Genomic DNA, 18737 nt, shown 5'->3' with positions numbered 1-18737 from the left:
CGCACCGAATGCCGCGCATTGTAGCCTCAAGGTGTAGGACTGGCACCTAGGCGTTTCGATGCGCCGAACGTCGAATCAATCCGATGACCGGTAACAACCCGACCAAAACCAGGGTCAGTGCCGGCAACGACGCCCTCGCCCACTCGCCTTCGCTGGTCATTTCAAAGATGCGCACCGCCAGCGTGTCCCAGCCAAACGGGCGCATCAGCAGGGTCGCAGGCATTTCCTTGAGCACATCGACGAACACCAGCAACGCGGCGCTCAAGGTGCCGGGCAGTAATAACGGCAGATACACTTTGAAAAACAACCGTGGCCCACTGACGCCAAGGCTACGTGCCGCTTCGGGCAAAGATGGCCGTATTCGCGCCAGACTGTTTTCCAGTGGCCCATACGCCACTGCGATAAAGCGCACCAGATAGGCCAGCAACAGCGCCGACAGACTGCCCAACAGCAACGGCTTGCCCGCGCCACCGAGCCAACCCGATAACGGGATCACCAGTTCGCGGTCGAGGTAACTGAACGCCAGCATGATCGACACCGCCAGCACCGAACCGGGCAAGGCATACCCAAGATTGGCCAGGCTGACACCGGTGCGGATACCCCGCGTCGGCGCCAGTCGGCGGGCAAACGCCAGTACCAGGGCGACGCTGACCGTAATCGCTGCCGCCATGCCACCCAAATAGAGGGTGTGGACGATCAGCCCGGCGTAACGCTCGTCCAGATCGAAGCGCCCGCGCTGCCAGAACCACACCACCAGTTGCAGCATCGGAATGACGAAGGCGCAGGCGAACACCAGCCCACACCAACTCATTGCCACCAACGCCTTGAAGCCGTGTAAGTGATACAGCGCCTTGACCCGCGGTCGCTCGTTGCTTGCCCGGTTGGCCCCGCGCGCACGGCGCTCGCCGTACAACACGACCATCACCACCAGCAGCAACAGGCTCGCCAGTTGCGCGGCGGTGGAGAGGCTGAAAAATCCGTACCAGGTTTTATAAATGGCGGTGGTGAACGTGTCGAAGTTGAACACCGACACCGCACCGAAATCCGCGAGGGTTTCCATCAACGCCAATGCCACGCCCGCGCCAATGGCCGGGCGCGCCATCGGTAAGGCGACGCGCCAGAACGCCTGCCACGGCGATTGGCCGAGAACCCGCGCCGCTTCCATCAGGCCTTTGCCCTGCGCCAGGAACGCGGTGCGCGCCAACAGGTAAACGTAGGGATAAAACACCAGCACCAGAACGAGGATGACCCCGCCGGTGGAGCGCACTCGCGGCAGCCGCAGCCCGCTGCCGAACCATTCGCGCATCAGGGTTTGCACGGGGCCGGCAAAGTCCAGTAAGCCGACAAAGACGAACGCCAGCACGTAGGCGGGAATCGCAAACGGCAGCATCAGCGCCCAGTCCAGCCAGCGCCGACCGGGGAATTCGCAGAGGCTGGTGAGCCAGGCAAGGCTCACGCCCAACAGCGTTACGCCGATACCGACGCCGAGCACCAGGGTCAGGGTGTTGCCCAGCAAGCGTGGCATCTGGGTGTCCCACAGGTGGGACCAGATTTGCTGATCGATGGTTTGCCAGGAGAGAAACAACACACTCAGGGGCAGCAGGACCAGCGCGGCAATGGCGAAGACCAGGGGATACCAGCGGCGTTGGGCGGGGTGGGCCAAGGAAGGTCTCTCGCGGATAAATCGTGAAGTTTAGGAAAAACGCAAAAAGATCGCAGCCTCGTTTCACTCGACAGCTCCTACAGGGGTCCGCTATCCCGATGTAGGAGCTGTCGAGCGAAACGAGGCTGCGATCTTTTGATCTTTAACGCACTGGACTCAGTTCCAACCTGCCCGATCCATCATCCGAATCGCTTCGGCCTGACGCTTGCCGGCAATTTCCACCGGTAAGGTATCGGCGACAAACTTGCCCCAGCCCGCCACTTCAGCGGAAGGTTGAACGGCAGGGTTGGCCGGGAATTCCTGGTTCACATCCGCGAAAATCTTTTGTGCTTCCGGCGTGGTCATCCACTCCACCAACGCCTTGGCCGCTTCCGGGTGCGGCGCATGTTTGGTCAGGCCGATGCCCGACAGGTTGACGTGCACGCCACGGTCACCCTGGTTTGGCCAGAACAGCTTCACCGCCAGGTCCGGCTTCTGCTTGTGCAGGCGGCCGTAGTAGTAGGTGTTGACGATGCCGACGTCGCACTGCCCGGCGTTGATCGCTTCCAGTACCGCGACGTCATCGGAGAACACGTCGGTGGACAGGTTGCTTACCCAACCCTTGAGGATCTGTTCGGTTTTATCCGCGCCATGCACTTCGATCATCGTGGCAGTCAGCGACTGGTTGTAGACCTTTTTCGCCGTGCGCAGGCACAGGCGGCCTTCCCATTGCTTGTCGGCCAGACCTTCGTAGGTGGTCAGTTCACCCGGCTTCACTCGATCGGTGGAGTAAGCGATGGTCCGCGCCCGCAGGCTCAGGCCGGTCCAGGCGTGAGAGGACGCGCGGTACTGCAACGGGATATTGGCGTCGATCACTTTCGAGGTGAATGGCTGGAGGATGCCCATCTGCTCGGCTTGCCAGAGGTTGCCGGCATCGACGGTGAGCAGCAGGTCGGCGGTGGCGTTCTCGCCCTCGGCCTTGATGCGCTGCATCAGCGGCGCTTCCTTGTCGGTGATGAACTTCACCTGCACACCGGTTTTCGCGGTGTAGGCATCGAAGACTGGCTTGATCAGCTCGTCGATACGCGAGGAGTAAACCACCACTTCGTCGGCGGCCTGGGCGGCGGTGCTGCCAATCAGGGTCAGGGCCAGTGCGGTCAGTAGACGCTTCGGTGCCAACATGGGCGCAGTCTCTCGATTGAAAAGTGAGGCCAAATGATAAGGACTCACATTTGCCTTCTCAATCGAACAGTTCGCGGGTGAGTTACCAGATGTTGCATGGTTTGAAAGGTGGGGTGAATGTACCGACGCCTTCGCGGGCGAGCCTCGCTCCTACAGATCAACGCCGATCCCTGTAGGAGCGAGGCTCGCCCGCGAAGAGGCCCTCAGCTTCAGCAAAAATCTCAAGCCTTGGCCAGCGCCGGCAGATCCCCGGTCAACCCCAGCGCCTCACGCACAAACAGCGCCTTCGCTTCCGGCATCTGGTCGACCATCTTCAACCCGGCATTGCGCAACCAGCGCACCGGCAGCGGATCCGCCTGGAACAACCGCTCAAACCCCTCCATCGCCGCCATCAACGCCAGGTTGTGGGGCATGCGCCGACGCTCGTAACGGCTCAGCACCTTCACATCCGCCAGACGCTCGCCACGCGCAGCCGCTTGCAACAGCACTTCGGCCAATACGGCGGCATCGAGGAAACCCAGGTTCACGCCCTGCCCGGCCAACGGGTGAATGGTGTGCGCTGCGTCGCCGATCAGCGCCAGGCCTTCCGCCACGTAACGCTTGGCGTGGCGCTGGCGTAGCGGCACGCACAGACGCGGGTCAGCGCTGAGCACGCTGCCGAGTCGACCTTCAAAGGCGCGCTCCAGCGCTTTGCAGAAGCCGTCGTCATCCAGCGCCATCAGGCGTTCGGCTTCGCTCGGCGTGGTCGACCAGACGATCGAACACCAATCTTGCTGACCGTCGCGTTCCAGCGGCAGGAACGCTAAAGGACCGTTATCGGTGAAACGCTGCCAGGCCGTCAGCTGATGAGGCATTGAGCTGCGCACGCTGGTGACAATCGCATGGTGCAAGTAATCCCACTCGCGCGTGGCCACGCCGGTCAGGCGCCGCACCGCCGAGTTGGCGCCGTCCGCTGCGATCACCAGCGGTGCGCGCAGTGTGCGGCCATCGGCCAGGGTCAGCAGCCAGTCGTCGCCGGAGCGGCGCATCTGTTCCAGGCGCGCATTGGCCAGCATCCCGAGGTCGCAGTCGTGCAAACGGTCGAGCAAAGCGTCCTGAACCACACGGTTCTCGACGATGTGCCCGAGCACGTCGGCATGCACACTGGCCGCCGAGAAATGAATCTGCCCGGTGCCGCTGCCATCCCACACCTGCATGTCGGTGTAAGGGCTGCTGCGCCGATGGGCGATGCCGTCCCAGACGCCCAGGCGCTCAAGAATCCGTTGGCTGGCCGCCGACAAGGCGCTCACTCGCGGCTCGAACGACGCCTGCACATCAAACGGTTTGACGCTCAGGGGGCTGCCGTCCAGCAGCAGGACTTCCAGCCCGCTGTCCTGCAACGCCAGCGCCAGGGCGCTGCCGACCATTCCAGCCCCGACAATCAGCAGATCTGCGCGCATTTCCATGCTTTAAGCCTGTCTCGCTTGCGGTTTGCACCGCACGTAAAGGGGTTTTTCGACCGGCGCCGCCAAGGGGCCCGCGCCGTCGTGAATATCGACCTGCAATCGCGGCAGAGAGTGCGCGTCAACCCGCCACTCAAGCATCGGGACGCGTACCCAAGCCCATGGCCTGCCGGGCGAACCAGCGTTTGGCCGGAGGCAGCAGATCGAGGCCGAGCAGGCCGAGGTTGCGTCCCAGGGACACCAGCGGCTGGGTGCTGCCGAACAAACGCGTGACCTGATCGGAGAAACCGACGGTCAGGTTCTGATCCATGCGCTGACGCTCGCGGTAAGCCTGCAAGGTCGCGAAGTCGCCGGGCGAAGTCTCGCTGGCCAGCAAAGCGTCGGCCAAGGCCTGGGCATCCCGCAGCGACAGGTTGAAACCCTGGCCGGCAATCGGGTGCAGGCTGTGGGCGGCGTTGCCGAGAATCGCCAGATGCGGCCGCACCTGCTCTTCGGCCTCGATCAGGGTCAGCGGGTACAAATGCCGCACGCCGACCTGCTTCAAGGTACCGAGGCGATAACCGAACACGCCCTGCAACTCGCTGAGAAAGCTTCTTTCATCGAGGGCAGCCAAGCGTTGCGCGTCCATCCCCAGACGCGTCCAGACCAGCGCGCAGCGGTTTTCCGGCAGCGGCAACAAGGCCATCGGGCCGTCGTCGGTGAAACGCTCGAAGGCCATGCCGTTGTGCGCTTCACTCGGGGTGATGTTGGCGATCAGCGCGCTCTGGTTGTACGGGCGCTTCTTAATGCCGATCCCCAGTTGCTCGCGCAGGCCGGAACGGCCGCCATCAGCGAGCACCGCGAGGTCGCATTCCAGGGTGGTTTCATCGTTGAGGGTCAGGCGATAGCCATCGGTCAGCGGCTCCATGCGCGTGACTTCCGCCGGGCAACGCCAACTGATCACGTCCTTGTCCAGACCTTGCCACAGGCATTGGCCGAGCCAGGCGTTTTCCACCACGTAACCCAGCGCCGGAACGCCTTCTTCCATCGCCGACAGTCGCGCCGTTGAAAAACGCCCACGGTCGGAGACATGAATCTGTTTGATCGGCTCGGCGCGGCGGGAGATTTCCTGCCACACGCCCAACCGCTGATAAATCTGCTTGGCACCGTACGACAGCGCCGAAGAGCGGGCGTCGTAGCTCGGCTGATAAGTGTCGCCCGGCGCGAACGGTTCGATCAGCACGATCTTCCAGCCGCGAGCCTTGGCCCCGGCCTGCAAGGCTAACGCCAGACTGGCTCCCACCAGACCGCCACCGATGATGGCCAGATTGACTCGACTCATGCCGCTTGTGCCCGTGCGGCGGCCATCAAGGCTTCGATCTCGGCGACCGTTTTCGGCACGCCTTTGGTTAATATTTCACAACCGGTCTTGGTCACCACTACGTCGTCCTCGATGCGCACGCCAATGCCGCGCCATTTCTTCGCCACGCTCTGGTTGTCCGGGGCGATGTAGATGCCCGGCTCCACGGTCAGCGCCATGCCGACTTCCAGCACGCGCCATTCGCCGCCGACCTTGTACTCGCCGACGTCATGCACATCCATGCCCAGCCAGTGGCCGGCGCGGTGCATGTAAAAGGCTTTATAGGCTTCGCTGGCGATCAACTCGTCGACATCGCCTTGCAGCAGGCCCAGTTGCACCAGACCGGCAGTAATTACTCGAACCGTGGCTTCGTGCGCCTGATTCCAGTGCTTGTTCGGCGCGATTTGGGCAAATGCGGCTTCTTGCGACGCCAGCACCAGTTCATAGATCGCCTTCTGTTCCGCCGAATACTTGCCATTGACCGGCCAGGTGCGGGTGATGTCGCTGGCGTAGCAGTCGATCTCGCAACCGGCGTCGATCAGCACCAGGTCACCGTCCTTGAGCACCGCGTCATTCTGCTGGTAATGCAGGATGCAGCTGTTGCGCCCCGACGCGACAATCGAACCGTAGGCCGGCATCTTCGCCCCGCCCCGGCGGAACTCGTAATCGAGCTCGGCTTCGAGGCTGAACTCATGCAGCCCGGCGCGGCTGGCCTGCATCGCGCGGATATGCGCCTGGGCGGAAATCCGCGCGGCCTCGCGCATCACCTTCACTTCTGCCGCCCATTTATACAGGCGCATGTCGTGCAGCAGATGATCCAGGGCAACGAATTCGTTCGGTGGCTGGGCGCCAAGGTGCGCCTTGGAGCGGATCACGTTGATCCAGTCCATCAGGTGCCGGTCGAATTCCGGGTTGCTGCCCATGGCCGAATACACCCGGTCGCGCCCTTCGATCAGGCCCGGCAGGATGTCGTCAATGTCGGTGATGGGGAACGCGTCGTCGGCGCCAAAGTCACGGATCGCGCCTTCCTGGCCGGCGCGCAAGCCGTCCCACAACTCGCGTTCGGCATTGCGCTCACGGCAGAACAGCAGGTATTCGCCATGCTCACGGCCGGGCATCAGCACGATGACGGCCTGTGGCTCGGGGAAACCGCTGAGGTACTGGAAGTCGCTGTCCTGGCGATAGACGTGCTCGACGTCACGGTTACGAATGGCCACCGCGGCGGCAGGCAGGATGGCGATGCTGTTGGGTTCCATCTGCGCCATCAGGGCCTTGCGGCGACGGCTGTATTCCGATTTCGGGATATGAATCATGGGCAGATGGCTTTTCCTGGCTCGCGATTAATGCAACGACGGTTTGGCGGCAGCCGGCGCGTCCGGCTTCCTGGTTTCACTGAACAGCAGCAGCGGCGCGACGCGCAGGTATTCCATGACTTCCATGTAGTCGCTCTCGCCGTCGTCGGACTCTTCAAGGGCGTCTTGCACCTGGGCGATGGCCGCCAGGTCTTGCAGCACTTCGGTGGCTTCGGTGCTGAGCATGCTGCTGTCACGGCAGTTCAAGCCGAAACCGCTAAGGAAGCCCTGGCACCATTGGCCCAGTGCAGCGGCACGATCGGCCAGCGGCTCGTCATCGGTCGGCAGCAGCAGAACGACGGTCACGTCGTCGCCGGTGAGTTCGCCCTTGACCATCTCCTGCAAACCGATCAGGGCATTGCGGACATTGTCTTGCGGCTCGCTTTCGAGCAGCTCGGCGGCATCGATCAACCAGCCTTCGGCATCAAAGCCGGCACCGGCGCAACTGCGGCCGAGCAACAGGCCATGCAGTTCGGCAGGCGAGACGTTATGACCGCTGGAAGTCAGCAGGGTGGCGAAGGCTTGGTACGGAGAATTCTGAATGGGCATGGGCAGCTAGGCGCCAGACGGCGCTATGTCTAGAATGAAGGCCTTGTATCCTACATCGACTACCCCTGTAGGAGCGAGCTTGCTCGCGATGCTCGCCAACGATAACGCTGAGTACCTGACACCCCGCGGCGTTCTCGGGTTCATCGCGAGCAAGCTCGCTCCTACGGTCCGACACCCATCAGACAGTGAAGACAATGGAAGACACCGACCTGCAAGCGCTGATGGCCAGACTCGAACTGCTAATTAGCCGAGTCGAGCAACTAAAGAGTCAAAACGGACTCCTATTAGCTCAGGAAAAGACCTGGCGCGAGGAACGCGCTCACCTCATTGAAAAGAACGAAATCGCCCGGCGTAAGGTCGAATCAATGATTTCGCGCCTCAAGGCCCTGGAGCAAGACTCATGAGTTCAAGCAATAGCGTAACCGTGCAGATCCTCGACAAAGAATATTCGATCATTTGCCCCCAGGAAGAGCGCAGCAATCTGGTGAGCGCAGCCCGTTACCTGGACGGCAAGATGCGTGAAATCCGCAGCAGCGGCAAAGTCATCGGTGCCGATCGCATCGCCGTGATGGCCGCGCTGAACATCACCCACGACCTGCTGCACAAGGAAGAACGCCCGGATGTACAGGCCAGCGGCTCGACTCGCGAGCAGGTTCGCGACCTGCTGGACCGTGTCGATTTGGTGCTCGCAACCGATCCGGACGTCACCAAGGGCTGAAACGTGAAACGGCTTGGGGTATACTCGCTTCACTCCCTGGGGTGCTTGCCAGTTGACCACGTCCCTGAGCCGATTCGCACTACCCTGGAAGTTGCACGTTGGGCTGGTGTGCATGTCCGCTAGACGGAAAGCCTTAAAGCCTACTGCATCTTCCACCTTGAACTTTCGGGTTCAAGGGCTAAGTCAGCAGCGGTTCATCCGGGGAGCCTGATTCCAATCCGATGCCGGTTTAAATACCGGCATCGGCTTTTTTACGGGTACGCTTCATGGACTCATTCCACGAGCCCGAATTCATGACCGAACCTGCGCTGCTACCCCGACCGCAACTTCGACGCATGCTGCGCAAGGCCCGTCGCGCACTGACACCCAGTCAGCAGCGCCAGGCCGCTCACGGGTTGTACAAGCAATTGGCCCAGCAACCGCTGTTCCGCCGCGCAAAACACATCTCACTGTATCTGCCCACCGACGGTGAAATCGATCCGCGCGTGCTGCTGCGTGCCGCGCAACGTCGGGGCAAGGCCACCTACCTGCCGGTACTCAGCGCCTGGCCGCGAACCAAAATGGTGTTCCAGCGGATCCGCCCCGGTGAAAAACTGAAACCCAACCGCTTCCGTATTCTCGAACCCCTGCACAACCTCGCCCGGCAACGCAAAGTCTGGGCGCTGGACCTGGTGTTGCTGCCGTTGGTGGGGTTTGACGATGTCGGCGGGCGACTGGGCATGGGCGGTGGTTTCTACGACCGGAGCCTGGCGTACCTGGCGCGGCGCAAAAACTGGCGCAAGCCGACGCTGCTGGGGCTGGCCCATGAATGTCAGAAGGTCGAGCGATTGGCTCAGGCGAGCTGGGATGTGCCGCTGCAAGGAACGGTGACAGACAAGGCGTGGTATTTCGCAGGCTAGACGCCACTGGAATCAGCGGCGTCGAAAAGACCGATCAGCGCTTGAAGGCTGACGGCTGTTGTTGCTGGGCGATTTCGATCGGTGCGTCGGTCTTGTTGTTCCACAAGCTTTGGGCATAGCCGGTAGTCACGACGCCGAGGCCGAACAAAATAACCAAAATCCATAGTAAATCCGGTTTGCGTTTCATCGATTGCCCCCCAAAGGCACATCAACACGATGACAGCAGCGGTTTCCGTTGTAGGCCGTGCAGCAGCGTCAAGCTTAGAAGGCCGGCATTTTGCGACAACGTGAACCGACACGCAAACGCTGGCGTCAACCGACTGTCGGTTTGTCATAAAATTGACCGACAACTTGCCCACTCACCTCGCAAGGAGCAAAAACCATGGCCTATTGGCTGATGAAATCCGAGCCCGACGAACTCTCGATCAAAGGTCTGGAGAAGTTGGGCACAGCACGCTGGGACGGGGTTCGCAACTATCAGGCGCGTAACTTTTTGCGGGCCATGGCGGTCGGTGACGAGTTTTTCTTTTATCACTCCAGCTGCCCGGAGCCGGGAATTGCCGGGATCGGCAAAATTGTCGAAGCCGCGTATCCGGACCCGACGGCGCTGGAGCCAGAGAGTCATTACTTCGATCCGAAGGCGTCCGCTGAGAAAAACGCCTGGAGCGCGATCGATGTCGCGCATGTCGAGACGTTTTCCAGAGTGTTGAAGCTGGATTACCTGAAACAGCAGACGGCTCTGGCCGAGATGCCGTTGGTGCAGAAAGGGTCGCGACTGTCGGTGATGCCGGTGACGGCTGAGCAGTGGGCGGCGGTTATCGCGTTGAAGCCTGATTGATTTATTGACTGAAAGAATGCCTTCGCGAGCAAGCCCGCTCCCACATTTGACCGCGTTTTCATGTTAAATACGGTCAAATGTGGGAGCGGGCTTGCTCGCGAAGAGGCCCGCCGGGACAGCGAAAGTCTTACTGGATGATGAGGTTGTTGAACAACAAATCCTCAACCACCGGCTGACCGGTTTCGTCGTTCATTATTTGCTGGGTCTGCTTCAACGCTTCCTGACGCAGCTTTTCCTTGGCCTCGACATTGTTCATCGCCTCGGTCGTCTGCTGGGCAAACAGCGCCACCAGCTGATTACGAATCAACGGCTCGTTGGCCTTGACCAGTTTGGTCGCTTCTTCCCCGGACACCCGTAACGCCACATCGGCCTTGTAGACCTTGAGCTTCGGCGTGCCGTCCAGCCCGTAGTTGCCCACGAACGGCGGGCTCAAGGTGATGTAATTGACCTTCGGCGCCGAACCTTCTTTGGCTTCTTCGGCCATCGCTGCCACGGGCAGAGACAGGGCCAGCAACAACATGATCCACGCTTTCACAATTCGCTCCTTATCCGGTTTGCGGCCTAGCATATCGACCCTCCGCGCTAGCACAAGCTTATGGCTGACTATCAGGGCGGGGCATGCTCGTTGACCCGTCGATTCACACACCTACACTTATCGGCCATCACTCCCAAAGGAATAGCCCTGATGAAAGCCGTGCTGTGCAAAGCCTTCGGCCCTGCCGAATCGCTGGTGCTGGAAGACGTCGCCAGTCCTGTCGCGAAGAAGAATGAAATCCTGCTGGACGTGCACGCCGCCGGGGTGAATTTCCCGGACACGCTGATCATCGAGGGTAAATACCAGTTCAAGCCGCCCTTCCCGTTTTCCCCGGGCGGTGAAGCGGCTGGCGTGGTCAGTGCGGTGGGCGAAAAGGTCAGCCACCTGAAAGTCGGCGACCGGGTCATGGCCCTGACCGGCTGGGGCAGCTTCGCCGAACAGGTCGCGGTGCCGGGCTACAACGTGCTGCCGATCCCGCCGTCGATGGACTTCAACACCGCCGCCGCCTTCAGCATGACTTACGGCACCTCGATGCACGCGCTCAAGCAACGGGCCAATCTGCAACCCGGTGAAACCTTGCTGGTACTCGGCGCCTCCGGCGGTGTCGGTCTGGCTGCCGTGGAAATCGGCAAAGCCATGGGCGCCCGCGTGATCGCCGCCGCCAGCAGCGCCGAAAAACTCGCGGTGGCCAAGGCGGCCGGCGCCGATGAACTGATCAACTACAGCGAAACCAGCCTCAAGGATGAAATCAAGCGCCTGACCGATGGCCAGGGTGCCGACGTGATCTACGACCCGGTGGGCGGCGACCTGTTCGACCAGGCCATCCGTGCCATCGCCTGGAATGGTCGGTTGCTGGTGGTCGGCTTCGCCAGTGGACGCATCCCGGAACTGCCAGTAAACCTGGCGCTGCTCAAGGGTGCAGCGGTGGTCGGCGTGTTCTGGGGCTCGTTCGCCCAACGCCAGCCACAAGACAACGCGGCGAACTTCCAGCAGTTGTTTGGCTGGTTTGCCGAGGGCAAGTTGAAGCCGCTGGTGTCGCAGGTGTATCCGCTGAGCAATGCGGCGCAAGCCATTAATGATCTGGGCCAGCGTAAAGCGGTCGGGAAAGTGGTGGTTCAGGTTCGCTGAGCCTGCGCTACGGCTGATGACGCCTTCGCCGGCGAGCCTGGCTCCTACGGGTGTTGTACGAGTATAAAAATGCCCTCGATCTCAGGATCGAGGGCTTTTTTTGGCCGGGACTAAAGCAACTCGCGAACCTCCTTCGGCAGCAAACTCATGTATTTGAGGACGGGGCCGCGACGGCATTGCCTGACGATGGTGGGCACACGCCTGTTGAGCGTGGCGATCAGCGCCAGACGCTTCTCGTCTGGCAATTGAGTGATATGAAACACGTTCGACAGGTAAGCTCGGGTGTAATCAAACACTGCTGTATCCACCCACGCGTGTTCCGGGAAATCGGCCAGAGCCTCATTAATGTCACGGCATCGCAGCTTTTTGAGCCATTGGTTGGTGTGGATGGGCGTGTCCAGATCCAGCCGGAAGCTCATGGGCGCAACCACTTCCAGTTCGGCAAGTGTGTCCCCCTCCACCGCCCACGGCTTGAATCGCCACTGTGCAATCGCGACCCTGGACGCTTCGGCCAGTTCAGGATGGTCGCTTTGCAAAATGTTCACCTGGCTGACCGAACCATCGGCATTGGCAGTGAACCCGACCCGGACCTCACCGATTTTCCCGGCCCTGTAAAGCGCCCGGGGGTAAATCGGCTTGGGATTATGCTCAGGTATCAGGAGCACCTCCCCGGCCCTGATATCCATCGACACCATCAGCAACAGCACACACGCTAACCACCGCATAACCCCTCTCCTTCGCGACTGCAATGCCAACCCTGGCACCCGCACAAAGGTTAAAGCGCGGCGACCTGAAACAGAACATCACGACTTCCCATTCAATCGAAGGACATTTCCCAAAGCCCTGCCCTACTTCGGACAGACGAAGGGCGTCAAAGCGACAGAGGTAATGCTTCCTACAACGTCGTTCATTTATACCTGAGCGACATGTTCGTAAAAGAACATGCGATCTCCAATGTTTCCGCTGTTTTGCCAATGCGAACCGGTGCTATTTTCGGTAACGAAACTGTAACATTCGCATCCGCAGTCAAAACAAGAAATCTGGAGCTCTTGAATGTTTGCTTTCTTTCGTCCTGCCGCACATCAGGCTCCATTGCCTGAAGAAAAAATAGACAGCACCTACCGACGCCTTCGCTGGCAGATCTTCGCCGGGATTTTCATTGGCTATGCCGGTTACTACCTGCTGCGCAAGAACTTCACCCTGGCCTTCCCCGACCTGATCGCCCAAGGCTATACAAAAGGCCAGCTGGGCGTGGCCATGTCGGCGATTGCGATCGCCTACGGCCTGTCGAAGTTTTTGATGGGCATTGTGTCCGACCGCTCGAACCCACGTTACTTCCTGCCGTTTGGCCTGGTGGTGTCCGACGGGGTGATGTTCGTTTTCGGTTTCGCGCCGTGAGCGACGTCCAGCGTGACCATGATGTTCATCCTGTTGTTCATCAACGGCTGGGCGCAAGGCATGGGCTGGCCGCCGAGCGGGCGAACCATGGTGCATTGGTGGTCGCAGAAAGAGCGCGGCGGTGTGGTGTCGGTGTGGAACACCGCGCATAACGTCGGCGGTGGCTTGATCGGCCCGCTGGCGATTCTCGGCATGGGCTGGTTCAACGACTGGCACAGCAAGTTCTATGTACCGGCTGCCGTGGCACTGCTGGTCGCCGTATTTGCCTTCATTGTGATGCGCGATACACCGCAATCGACGGGCCTGCCGCCCATCGAGAAGTACAAAAACGATTACCCGGAAGGCTACGACGCCAGCCACGAAGACGAATTCAGCGCCAAGGACATCTTCGTCAAATACGTACTGCGCAACAAAATGCTCTGGTTCATCGCCCTGGCCAACGTCTTCGTCTACCTGCTGCGCTACGGCATCCTGGACTGGGCGCCGACCTACCTCAAAGAGGTCAAGCACTTCGACTTCGACAAGACCTCATGGGCGTATTTCCTTTATGAGTGGGCAGGCATTCCGGGCACGCTGCTGTGCGGCTGGATGTCGGACAAGGTCTTCCGTGGCAACCGTGGCCTGACAGGCATGGTGTTCATGGCATTGGTGACCGTCGCGACGATCGTGTATTGGCTGAACCCGCCGGGCAACCCGATGATCGATATGATCTCGCTGTTCGCGATCGGCTTCCTGATCTACGGTCCGGTGATGCTGGTGGGCTTGCAAGCGCTGGAACTGGTACCGAAAAAAGCCGCCGGGACAGCCGCTGGTTTTACCGGTCTGTTTGGGTATTTGGGCGGTTCAGTCGCGGCCAGTGCGCTCATGGGCTACACCGTGGACTACTTCGGTTGGGATGGCGGTTTCATTCTGCTGGTTGCCGCGTGCCTGCTGGCGATGGCGTTCCTGGCACCCACGCTGGGTCACAAGAACGTCGCCAGTCAGAGCCGCGAAGAAGCCATCGCCTGATCGGACGTTGACTTGCAACGCTTGAGCCGCGCCTCCAGATTCCGGTCTGGCATGGCGTGGCTGCGCAGGGCGTTGGCAGTCTGCTCGACATAATCGCGAGTGGTGCCATAACGCCCGCAAGCATTTTCGAACACATGGCTCAGCACATGATCCGGCAAGTTGCCGGCATAGCTGGGCAGGTGCCGCTCCAGTACAAATCCCAATGCCTGAACCTGGCTTCCGTCTTCAAGACGGCAGTTAAGCCAGTGTGGGCGATAGGATGGAAAGGGCATTTCGCGCTGCCACAAGGCGTAGAGCGACGCGTCGAGTTGTTCTTCGGGCAAGCGATAAGCGAAACCGCTGCAAGAGCCGCCGCGATCCAGGCCAAACACTAAACCCGGCACTTCCGGCGTGCCGCGATGTTCGTGGGACCACAAATACAAACCGCGATGGTAGCCATGCACCCGACCGCGCACACGTTCCACCGCCGGGCATTCAGGCCGCCAGATCAGCGAACCGTAAGCGAACAGCCAGACCGGCCCGCCCTTGTGGCGCGCCATGGTCGATTGCATCGAGCTGAGCAATTGTTCGTGCGTAAGCTGCGGCCCCAGATCGAGCCGCGGAGGGTAAGGCAGGTTCAAAAAAGCAGATTCAATGGCGCTCATGGCGAATAGCGTTCAGCTCCCCGCGGGTAAAGATTACTTAATAGAACGCACCGCTGTAACAATAAGGCACATATGTTTTAAGGCAATTTGAATGCCATGGCACAGTTCTTAACTGAATGCCTGGATGACATATAACCTACCGGTATTTATATAAATTTATAAATACCGATCGGCTATATAGAGGGTTATAACCTGTAGGAGCGAGCTTGCTCGCGAGGGTCGTTAACGATTACGCGGGAAGTCAGGCTTTCCCGCGGTGCTTTTGAGTCCATCGCGAGCAAGCTCGCTCCTACAGTGTGGTGGGCAGCCTCAGGATCTGGGGGCGTATGCAAATACGTCGGCGCGCATTTGATGGGCGTCCATCCCGGCTTCGACCAACGCGTCCAGCGTGCCGTAGACCATCGCCGGTGAGCCGCTGGCGTAGACGTGCAAGGCTTTCAGATCAGGGAAGTCTTCACATACCGCTTCATGCAACATGCCGCAGCGCCCCTGCCAGCCGCATTGATCGCTGACGACTTTATGCAGGAACAGGTTAGGCAGTTTCAGCCATTCATCCCAATGTTCAATGTCATAGAAGTCTTCAGGACGACGCACGCCCCAATACAGATGCACCGGGTGTTTGAAGCCGGTCGCGCGGCAATGTTCGATCAAACTGTGGATCTGGCCCATGCCTGTGCCTGCGGCAATCAGCACCAGCGGACCGTCCGGCAGTTCCGCCAGGTGGGTATCGCCGAACGGCATTTCGATCCGCACCATCGAGTTGCGCTGAAGCTGCTCGATCAGGCTCAGCGCACTGCTTTCGCGCGCCAGCACATGGATTTCCAGGTCACGCCCGCCATGCGGCGCCGAGGCCAGGGAGAACGCGGATTTCTCGCCGTTTTCCCGTTCGATCATCAAATACTGACCTGCGTGATAGCGCGGTGGCTTGCCTGCCGGTGCGCGCAAACGCACGCGCCAGGTATCGCCGCCGACATCCCTGCATTCAATGACCTGACACGACAAGCTGCGCACCGGCAATTCTCCCAGCGCGAGCACGCCATCCCACAGCACGATGCAGTCTTCCAGCGGCTCTGCTATGCAAGTGTAGAACTCGCCATGGTCGCGCACATCGCCGGCCTGCTCGACTCGCCCTTCCACCAGCAGTGCGCCACAGACGTGGCAATTGCCATTGCGACAGCTTTGCGGGCATTCATAGCCCAGACGCCGTGCGCCATCGAGAATCCGCTCGCCGGGCAGAATCTCTAGCACTGCTCCGGAGGGCTGCAAGGTTACACGCATCAATCTATTCCTAACTGATTCCAGATGGCATCGATCCGTTGGGTCACGGCTTCGTCCTTGACGATGACCCGGCCCCACTCGCGGGTGGTTTCGCCCGGCCATTTATGCGTGGCATCGAGCCCCATCTTCGAACCCAGGCCGGAAACCGGCGAGGCGAAGTCGAGGTAGTCGATCGGCGTGTTGTCGATCATCACCGTGTCGCGCTTGGGGTCCATGCGCGTGGTGATGGCCCAGATCACGTCGTTCCAGTCGCGTGCGTTGATATCGTCATCACAGACGATAACGAACTTGGTGTACATGAACTGTCGCAAAAACGACCAGACACCGAGCATTACCCGCTTGGCATGGCCGGGATACGACTTCTTCATGGTCACGATGGCCATGCGGTACGAGCAGCCTTCGGGCGGCAGGTAGAAGTCGGTGATCTCGGGGAACTGCTTCTGCAGGATCGGCACGAACACTTCGTTCAGCGCCACGCCAAGAATCGCCGGCTCATCCGGCGGACGGCCGGTGTAGGTGCTGTGATAAATCGGTTTGATCCGGTGGGTAATGCGCTCGACGGTGAGCACCGGGAAACTGTCGACTTCGTTGTAGTAGCCGGTGTGGTCGCCATACGGACCTTCATCGGCCATCTCGCCCGGATGGATCACGCCTTCGAGGATAATCTCGGCGGTGGCCGGCACTTGCAGGTCGTTGCCACGGCACTTCACCAGCTCGGTGCGGTTGCCGCGCAACAGACCGGCGAAGGCATATTCGGAGAGGCTGTCCGGCACCGGCGTCACCGCGCCGAGAATAGTCGCCGGGTCAGCGCCCAACGCCACGGACACCGGGAACGGTTGGCCCGGATGCTTCTCGCACCACTCGCGATAATCCAGCGCGCCGCCACGGTGGCTTAGCCAACGCATGATGACCTTGTTGCGGCCGATCACTTGCTGACGGTAGATGCCGAGGTTCTGGCGATCCTTGTTCGGGCCTTTGGTGACGGTCAGGCCCCAGGTGATCAGCGGGCCGACGTCGCCGGGCCAGCAGGTCTGCACCGGCAGCATCGCGAGGTCGACGTCGTCGCCTTCGATGACCACTTCCTGGCAGATCGCGTCTTTGACGACTTTCGGCGCCATGGCGATGATCTTGCGGAAGATCGGCAGTTTCGACCAGGCGTCTTTCAGGCCTTTGGGCGGCTCGGGTTCCTTGAGGAAGGCCAGCAGCTTGCCGATCTCGCGCAGCTCACTGACCGCCTCGGCGCCCATGCCCAACGCGACGCGCTCGGGGGTGCCGAACAGGTTGCCGAGCACCGGAATGTCAAAGCCGGTAGGGTTTTCGAATAGCAGGGCCGGGCCTTTGGCGCGCAACGTGCGGTCGCAGACCTCGGTCATTTCGAGCACTGGGGACACCGGAACCTGGATGCGCTTGAGTTCGCCGCGCTTTTCCAGGCCGCTGATAAAGTCGCGCAAGTCGCGATACTGCATGCGTGAGCCTCGTATTGGCCGTGCCGTTCGGGGGTGGCAGTTTAGCGCCGAACCCCTCTATTCAGAACACCGAAGTGCCATTCATCAAAAATCAGATAGCAAAAAGCCGGGTTTCCCCGGCTTCTGCTGGCCTGCTCGATTTACTTGCGTTTCATCGACAGGAAGAACTCATCGTTGGTCTTGGTCGTTTTCAGCTTGTCGACCAGGAACTCGATGGCAGCGATTTCGTCCATCGGGTGCAGCAACTTGCGAAGGATCCACATGCGCTGCAACTCGTCGTCAGCCGTCAGCAACTCTTCGCGGCGGGTGCCGGAACGGTTGATGTTGATGGCCGGGAACACGCGTTTTTCAGCGATGCGGCGATCCAGCGGCAGTTCCATGTTGCCCGTGCCTTTGAATTCTTCGTAGATCACTTCGTCCATCTTCGAGCCGGTTTCAACCAGCGCGGTGGCGATGATGGTCAGCGAACCGCCTTCTTCGATGTTCCGCGCGGCGCCGAAGAAACGTTTCGGTTTCTCCAGGGCGTGGGCATCGACACCACCGGTGAGCACTTTGCCGGAGCTCGGGATCACGGTGTTGTAGGCGCGAGCCAGACGGGTGATGGAGTCGAGCAGGATCACCACGTCTTTCTTGTGTTCGACCAGGCGCTTGGCCTTTTCGATCACCATTTCGGCAACCTGCACGTGGCGGGTTGGCGGCTCGTCGAACGTCGAGGCAACCACTTCGCCGCGCACGGTGCGCTGCATTTCGGTTACTTCTTCCGGACGTTCGTCGATCAGCAAGACGATCAGATGAACTTCAGGGTTGTTACGCGCGATGTTGGCCGCGATGTTCTGCAGCATGATCGTTTTACCGGCTTTCGGCGGTGCAACGATCAGACCGCGCTGGCCTTTGCCGATCGGGGCGCACAGGTCGATCACTCGACCGGTCAAGTCTTCGGTGGAACCGTTGCCGGCTTCCATCTTCATGCGCACGGTCGGGAACAGCGGGGTCAGGTTCTCGAAGAGAATCTTGTTTTTCGCGTTCTCGGGACGATCGTAGTTGATCGTGTCGACCTTGAGCAGCGCGAAATAACGCTCGCCTTCCTTCGGAGGGCGGATCTTGCCAACGATGGTGTCACCGGTGCGCAAGTTGAAACGGCGGATCTGGCTAGGCGAGACGTAAATATCGTCCGGGCCAGCCAGATAGGAAGCGTCAGCGGAGCGCAGGAAGCCGAAGCCGTCCTGGAGAATCTCCAGCACGCCATCACCGGAGATTTCCTCGCCGCTTTTCGCGTGCTTTTTGAGCAGGGAGAAAATCACGTCCTGCTTGCGCGAACG

The 18737-nt window shown here is 60.4% G+C and carries 18 protein-coding genes, 1 other RNA gene and 2 pseudogenes; 7 read left to right on the top strand and 14 right to left on the bottom strand.

Going from position 1 to position 18737, the window contains the following annotated elements:
* Window positions 1-46: 46 nt before the first annotated feature.
* The 7 genes and pseudogenes from ACIPL2_RS11215 to ACIPL2_RS11185 all read right to left on the bottom strand — a co-directional run bounded on the left by ACIPL2_RS11215 (window position 47) and on the right by ACIPL2_RS11185 (window position 7506).
* On the bottom strand, window positions 47-1663 hold the full coding sequence (locus tag ACIPL2_RS11215; protein ID WP_401356039.1) for an ABC transporter permease: 1617 nt from the start codon (window positions 1661-1663) through the stop codon (window positions 47-49).
* Between the two features lie 156 nt (window positions 1664-1819).
* Entirely contained in the window at window positions 1820-2824 is a 1005-nt protein-coding gene (locus ACIPL2_RS11210; protein ID WP_401356036.1) for an extracellular solute-binding protein, read from the bottom strand.
* Between the two features lie 221 nt (window positions 2825-3045).
* Window positions 3046-4263: a 2-octaprenyl-3-methyl-6-methoxy-1,4-benzoquinol hydroxylase gene (locus ACIPL2_RS11205; protein WP_401356155.1), complete on the bottom strand. Its 1218-nt coding sequence runs from the start codon at window positions 4261-4263 to the stop codon at window positions 3046-3048.
* 9 nt (window positions 4264-4272) lie between these two features.
* Window positions 4273-4377: pseudogene (locus ACIPL2_RS11200) on the bottom strand (tetrameric acyl-CoA thioesterase); the annotation flags it as partial.
* 22 nt (window positions 4378-4399) lie between these two features.
* Entirely contained in the window at window positions 4400-5587 is a 1188-nt protein-coding gene (ubiH, locus tag ACIPL2_RS11195; RefSeq protein WP_401356033.1) for a 2-octaprenyl-6-methoxyphenyl hydroxylase, read from the bottom strand.
* Entirely contained in the window at window positions 5584-6918 is a 1335-nt protein-coding gene (gene pepP, locus ACIPL2_RS11190; protein WP_401356030.1) for a Xaa-Pro aminopeptidase, read from the bottom strand. Before pepP ends, ubiH begins: the two co-directional genes overlap by 4 nt.
* 27 nt (window positions 6919-6945) lie before the next feature.
* Window positions 6946-7506: a YecA family protein gene (locus ACIPL2_RS11185; protein ID WP_401356027.1), complete on the bottom strand. Its 561-nt coding sequence runs from the start codon at window positions 7504-7506 to the stop codon at window positions 6946-6948.
* Window positions 7507-7700: 194 nt separating this feature from the next.
* Here ACIPL2_RS11185 and ACIPL2_RS11180 point away from each other — a divergent pair, with 194 nt between their 5' ends.
* The 4 genes from ACIPL2_RS11180 (at window position 7701) to ACIPL2_RS11165 (ending at window position 9123) form a co-directional block, all read left to right on the top strand.
* On the top strand, window positions 7701-7910 hold the full coding sequence (locus ACIPL2_RS11180) for a TIGR02449 family protein (RefSeq protein WP_007942437.1): 210 nt from the start codon (window positions 7701-7703) through the stop codon (window positions 7908-7910).
* Window positions 7907-8224 carry a cell division protein ZapA gene (locus ACIPL2_RS11175; protein WP_007942435.1) on the top strand — a complete coding sequence of 106 codons (318 nt, stop codon included), beginning with the start codon at window positions 7907-7909 and terminating at the stop codon, window positions 8222-8224. Before ACIPL2_RS11180 ends, ACIPL2_RS11175 begins: the two co-directional genes overlap by 4 nt.
* Window positions 8225-8254: 30 nt before the next feature.
* A non-coding RNA gene (gene ssrS / locus ACIPL2_RS11170) (6S RNA) lies at window positions 8255-8433 on the top strand.
* 84 nt (window positions 8434-8517) lie between these two features.
* Window positions 8518-9123 (top strand): 5-formyltetrahydrofolate cyclo-ligase, encoded by a 606-nt coding sequence (locus ACIPL2_RS11165; protein WP_401356153.1) that lies wholly within the window; start codon window positions 8518-8520, stop codon window positions 9121-9123.
* Between the two features lie 34 nt (window positions 9124-9157).
* Here ACIPL2_RS11165 and ACIPL2_RS11160 read toward each other — a convergent pair whose 3' ends face one another.
* On the bottom strand, window positions 9158-9310 hold the full coding sequence (locus tag ACIPL2_RS11160; RefSeq protein ID WP_007942433.1) for a hypothetical protein: 153 nt from the start codon (window positions 9308-9310) through the stop codon (window positions 9158-9160).
* Between the two features lie 195 nt (window positions 9311-9505).
* On the opposite strand from ACIPL2_RS11160, the gene ACIPL2_RS11155 reads away from it, so the two are divergent.
* Complete coding sequence (locus ACIPL2_RS11155; protein WP_401356024.1) at window positions 9506-9961, top strand: EVE domain-containing protein; 456 nt, start codon at window positions 9506-9508, stop codon at window positions 9959-9961.
* Between the two features lie 127 nt (window positions 9962-10088).
* Here ACIPL2_RS11155 and ACIPL2_RS11150 read toward each other — a convergent pair whose 3' ends face one another.
* The gene (locus tag ACIPL2_RS11150; protein WP_401356022.1) at window positions 10089-10496 is read right to left on the bottom strand and encodes a flagellar basal body-associated protein FliL; all 408 of its coding nucleotides are present in this window, start codon (window positions 10494-10496) and stop codon (window positions 10089-10091) included.
* Between the two features lie 150 nt (window positions 10497-10646).
* Between ACIPL2_RS11150 and ACIPL2_RS11145 the strand changes: the two genes are divergently transcribed.
* Complete coding sequence (locus ACIPL2_RS11145; protein ID WP_219094980.1) at window positions 10647-11624, top strand: NADPH:quinone oxidoreductase family protein; 978 nt, start codon at window positions 10647-10649, stop codon at window positions 11622-11624.
* Between the two features lie 110 nt (window positions 11625-11734).
* Here the strand turns inward: ACIPL2_RS11145 and ACIPL2_RS11140 are convergent, their stop codons facing one another.
* The gene (locus ACIPL2_RS11140) at window positions 11735-12349 is read right to left on the bottom strand and encodes an energy transducer TonB (RefSeq protein ID WP_401356020.1); all 615 of its coding nucleotides are present in this window, start codon (window positions 12347-12349) and stop codon (window positions 11735-11737) included.
* Between the two features lie 328 nt (window positions 12350-12677).
* On the opposite strand from ACIPL2_RS11140, the pseudogene glpT reads away from it, so the two are divergent.
* A pseudogene (gene glpT / locus ACIPL2_RS11135) lies at window positions 12678-14030 on the top strand (glycerol-3-phosphate transporter).
* Here glpT and ACIPL2_RS11130 read toward each other — a convergent pair.
* The 4 genes from ACIPL2_RS11130 to rho form a co-directional block, all read right to left on the bottom strand.
* Window positions 14003-14674, bottom strand: a complete 672-nt coding sequence (locus ACIPL2_RS11130; protein ID WP_401356018.1) for a gamma-glutamylcyclotransferase — start codon at window positions 14672-14674, stop codon at window positions 14003-14005. The pseudogene glpT and the gene ACIPL2_RS11130 sit on opposite strands and share 28 nt — an antisense overlap.
* A gap of 309 nt (window positions 14675-14983) precedes the next feature.
* A complete protein-coding gene (locus tag ACIPL2_RS11125) occupies window positions 14984-15952 on the bottom strand; it encodes a CDP-6-deoxy-delta-3,4-glucoseen reductase (RefSeq protein WP_401356017.1) in 969 nt (322 codons plus the stop codon).
* The gene (ubiD, locus tag ACIPL2_RS11120; protein WP_401356014.1) at window positions 15952-17418 is read right to left on the bottom strand and encodes a 4-hydroxy-3-polyprenylbenzoate decarboxylase; all 1467 of its coding nucleotides are present in this window, start codon (window positions 17416-17418) and stop codon (window positions 15952-15954) included. Before ubiD ends, ACIPL2_RS11125 begins: the two co-directional genes overlap by 1 nt.
* Before the next feature lie 140 nt (window positions 17419-17558).
* The coding region (gene rho, locus ACIPL2_RS11115; protein WP_401356011.1) for a transcription termination factor Rho at window positions 17559-18737 on the bottom strand (1179 nt) is incomplete at its 5' end.

Origin of the sequence: Pseudomonas sp. NPDC086251 (assembly GCF_044746405.1) — a bacterium.
Lineage (GTDB): Bacteria > Pseudomonadota > Gammaproteobacteria > Pseudomonadales > Pseudomonadaceae > Aquipseudomonas.
The sequence above is the reverse complement of the archived record's forward strand: the minus strand, read 5'-3'. Positions and strand labels throughout refer to the sequence as shown.

Bases quoted from the DNA above. Each gene is read 5' to 3' on its own strand.
- ACIPL2_RS11210 (WP_401356036.1), bottom strand. From the start codon at position 2,824: ATGTTGGCACCGAAGCGTCTACTGACCGCACTGGCCCTGACCCTGATT.
- ACIPL2_RS11205 (WP_401356155.1), bottom strand. From the start codon at position 4,263: ATGCGCGCAGATCTGCTGATTGTCGGGGCTGGAATGGTCGGCAGCGCC.
- ubiH (WP_401356033.1), bottom strand. From the start codon at position 5,587: ATGAGTCGAGTCAATCTGGCCATCATCGGTGGCGGTCTGGTGGGAGCC.
- pepP (WP_401356030.1), bottom strand. From the start codon at position 6,918: ATGATTCATATCCCGAAATCGGAATACAGCCGTCGCCGCAAGGCCCTG.
- ACIPL2_RS11185 (WP_401356027.1), bottom strand. From the start codon at position 7,506: ATGCCCATTCAGAATTCTCCGTACCAAGCCTTCGCCACCCTGCTGACT.
- ACIPL2_RS11180 (WP_007942437.1), top strand. From the start codon at position 7,701: ATGGAAGACACCGACCTGCAAGCGCTGATGGCCAGACTCGAACTGCTA.
- ACIPL2_RS11175 (WP_007942435.1), top strand. From the start codon at position 7,907: ATGAGTTCAAGCAATAGCGTAACCGTGCAGATCCTCGACAAAGAATAT.
- ACIPL2_RS11165 (WP_401356153.1), top strand. From the start codon at position 8,518: ATGACCGAACCTGCGCTGCTACCCCGACCGCAACTTCGACGCATGCTG.
- ACIPL2_RS11160 (WP_007942433.1), bottom strand. From the start codon at position 9,310: ATGAAACGCAAACCGGATTTACTATGGATTTTGGTTATTTTGTTCGGC.
- ACIPL2_RS11155 (WP_401356024.1), top strand. From the start codon at position 9,506: ATGGCCTATTGGCTGATGAAATCCGAGCCCGACGAACTCTCGATCAAA.
- ACIPL2_RS11145 (WP_219094980.1), top strand. From the start codon at position 10,647: ATGAAAGCCGTGCTGTGCAAAGCCTTCGGCCCTGCCGAATCGCTGGTG.
- ACIPL2_RS11140 (WP_401356020.1), bottom strand. From the start codon at position 12,349: ATGCGGTGGTTAGCGTGTGTGCTGTTGCTGATGGTGTCGATGGATATC.
- ACIPL2_RS11130 (WP_401356018.1), bottom strand. From the start codon at position 14,674: ATGAGCGCCATTGAATCTGCTTTTTTGAACCTGCCTTACCCTCCGCGG.
- ACIPL2_RS11125 (WP_401356017.1), bottom strand. From the start codon at position 15,952: ATGCGTGTAACCTTGCAGCCCTCCGGAGCAGTGCTAGAGATTCTGCCC.
- ubiD (WP_401356014.1), bottom strand. From the start codon at position 17,418: ATGCAGTATCGCGACTTGCGCGACTTTATCAGCGGCCTGGAAAAGCGC.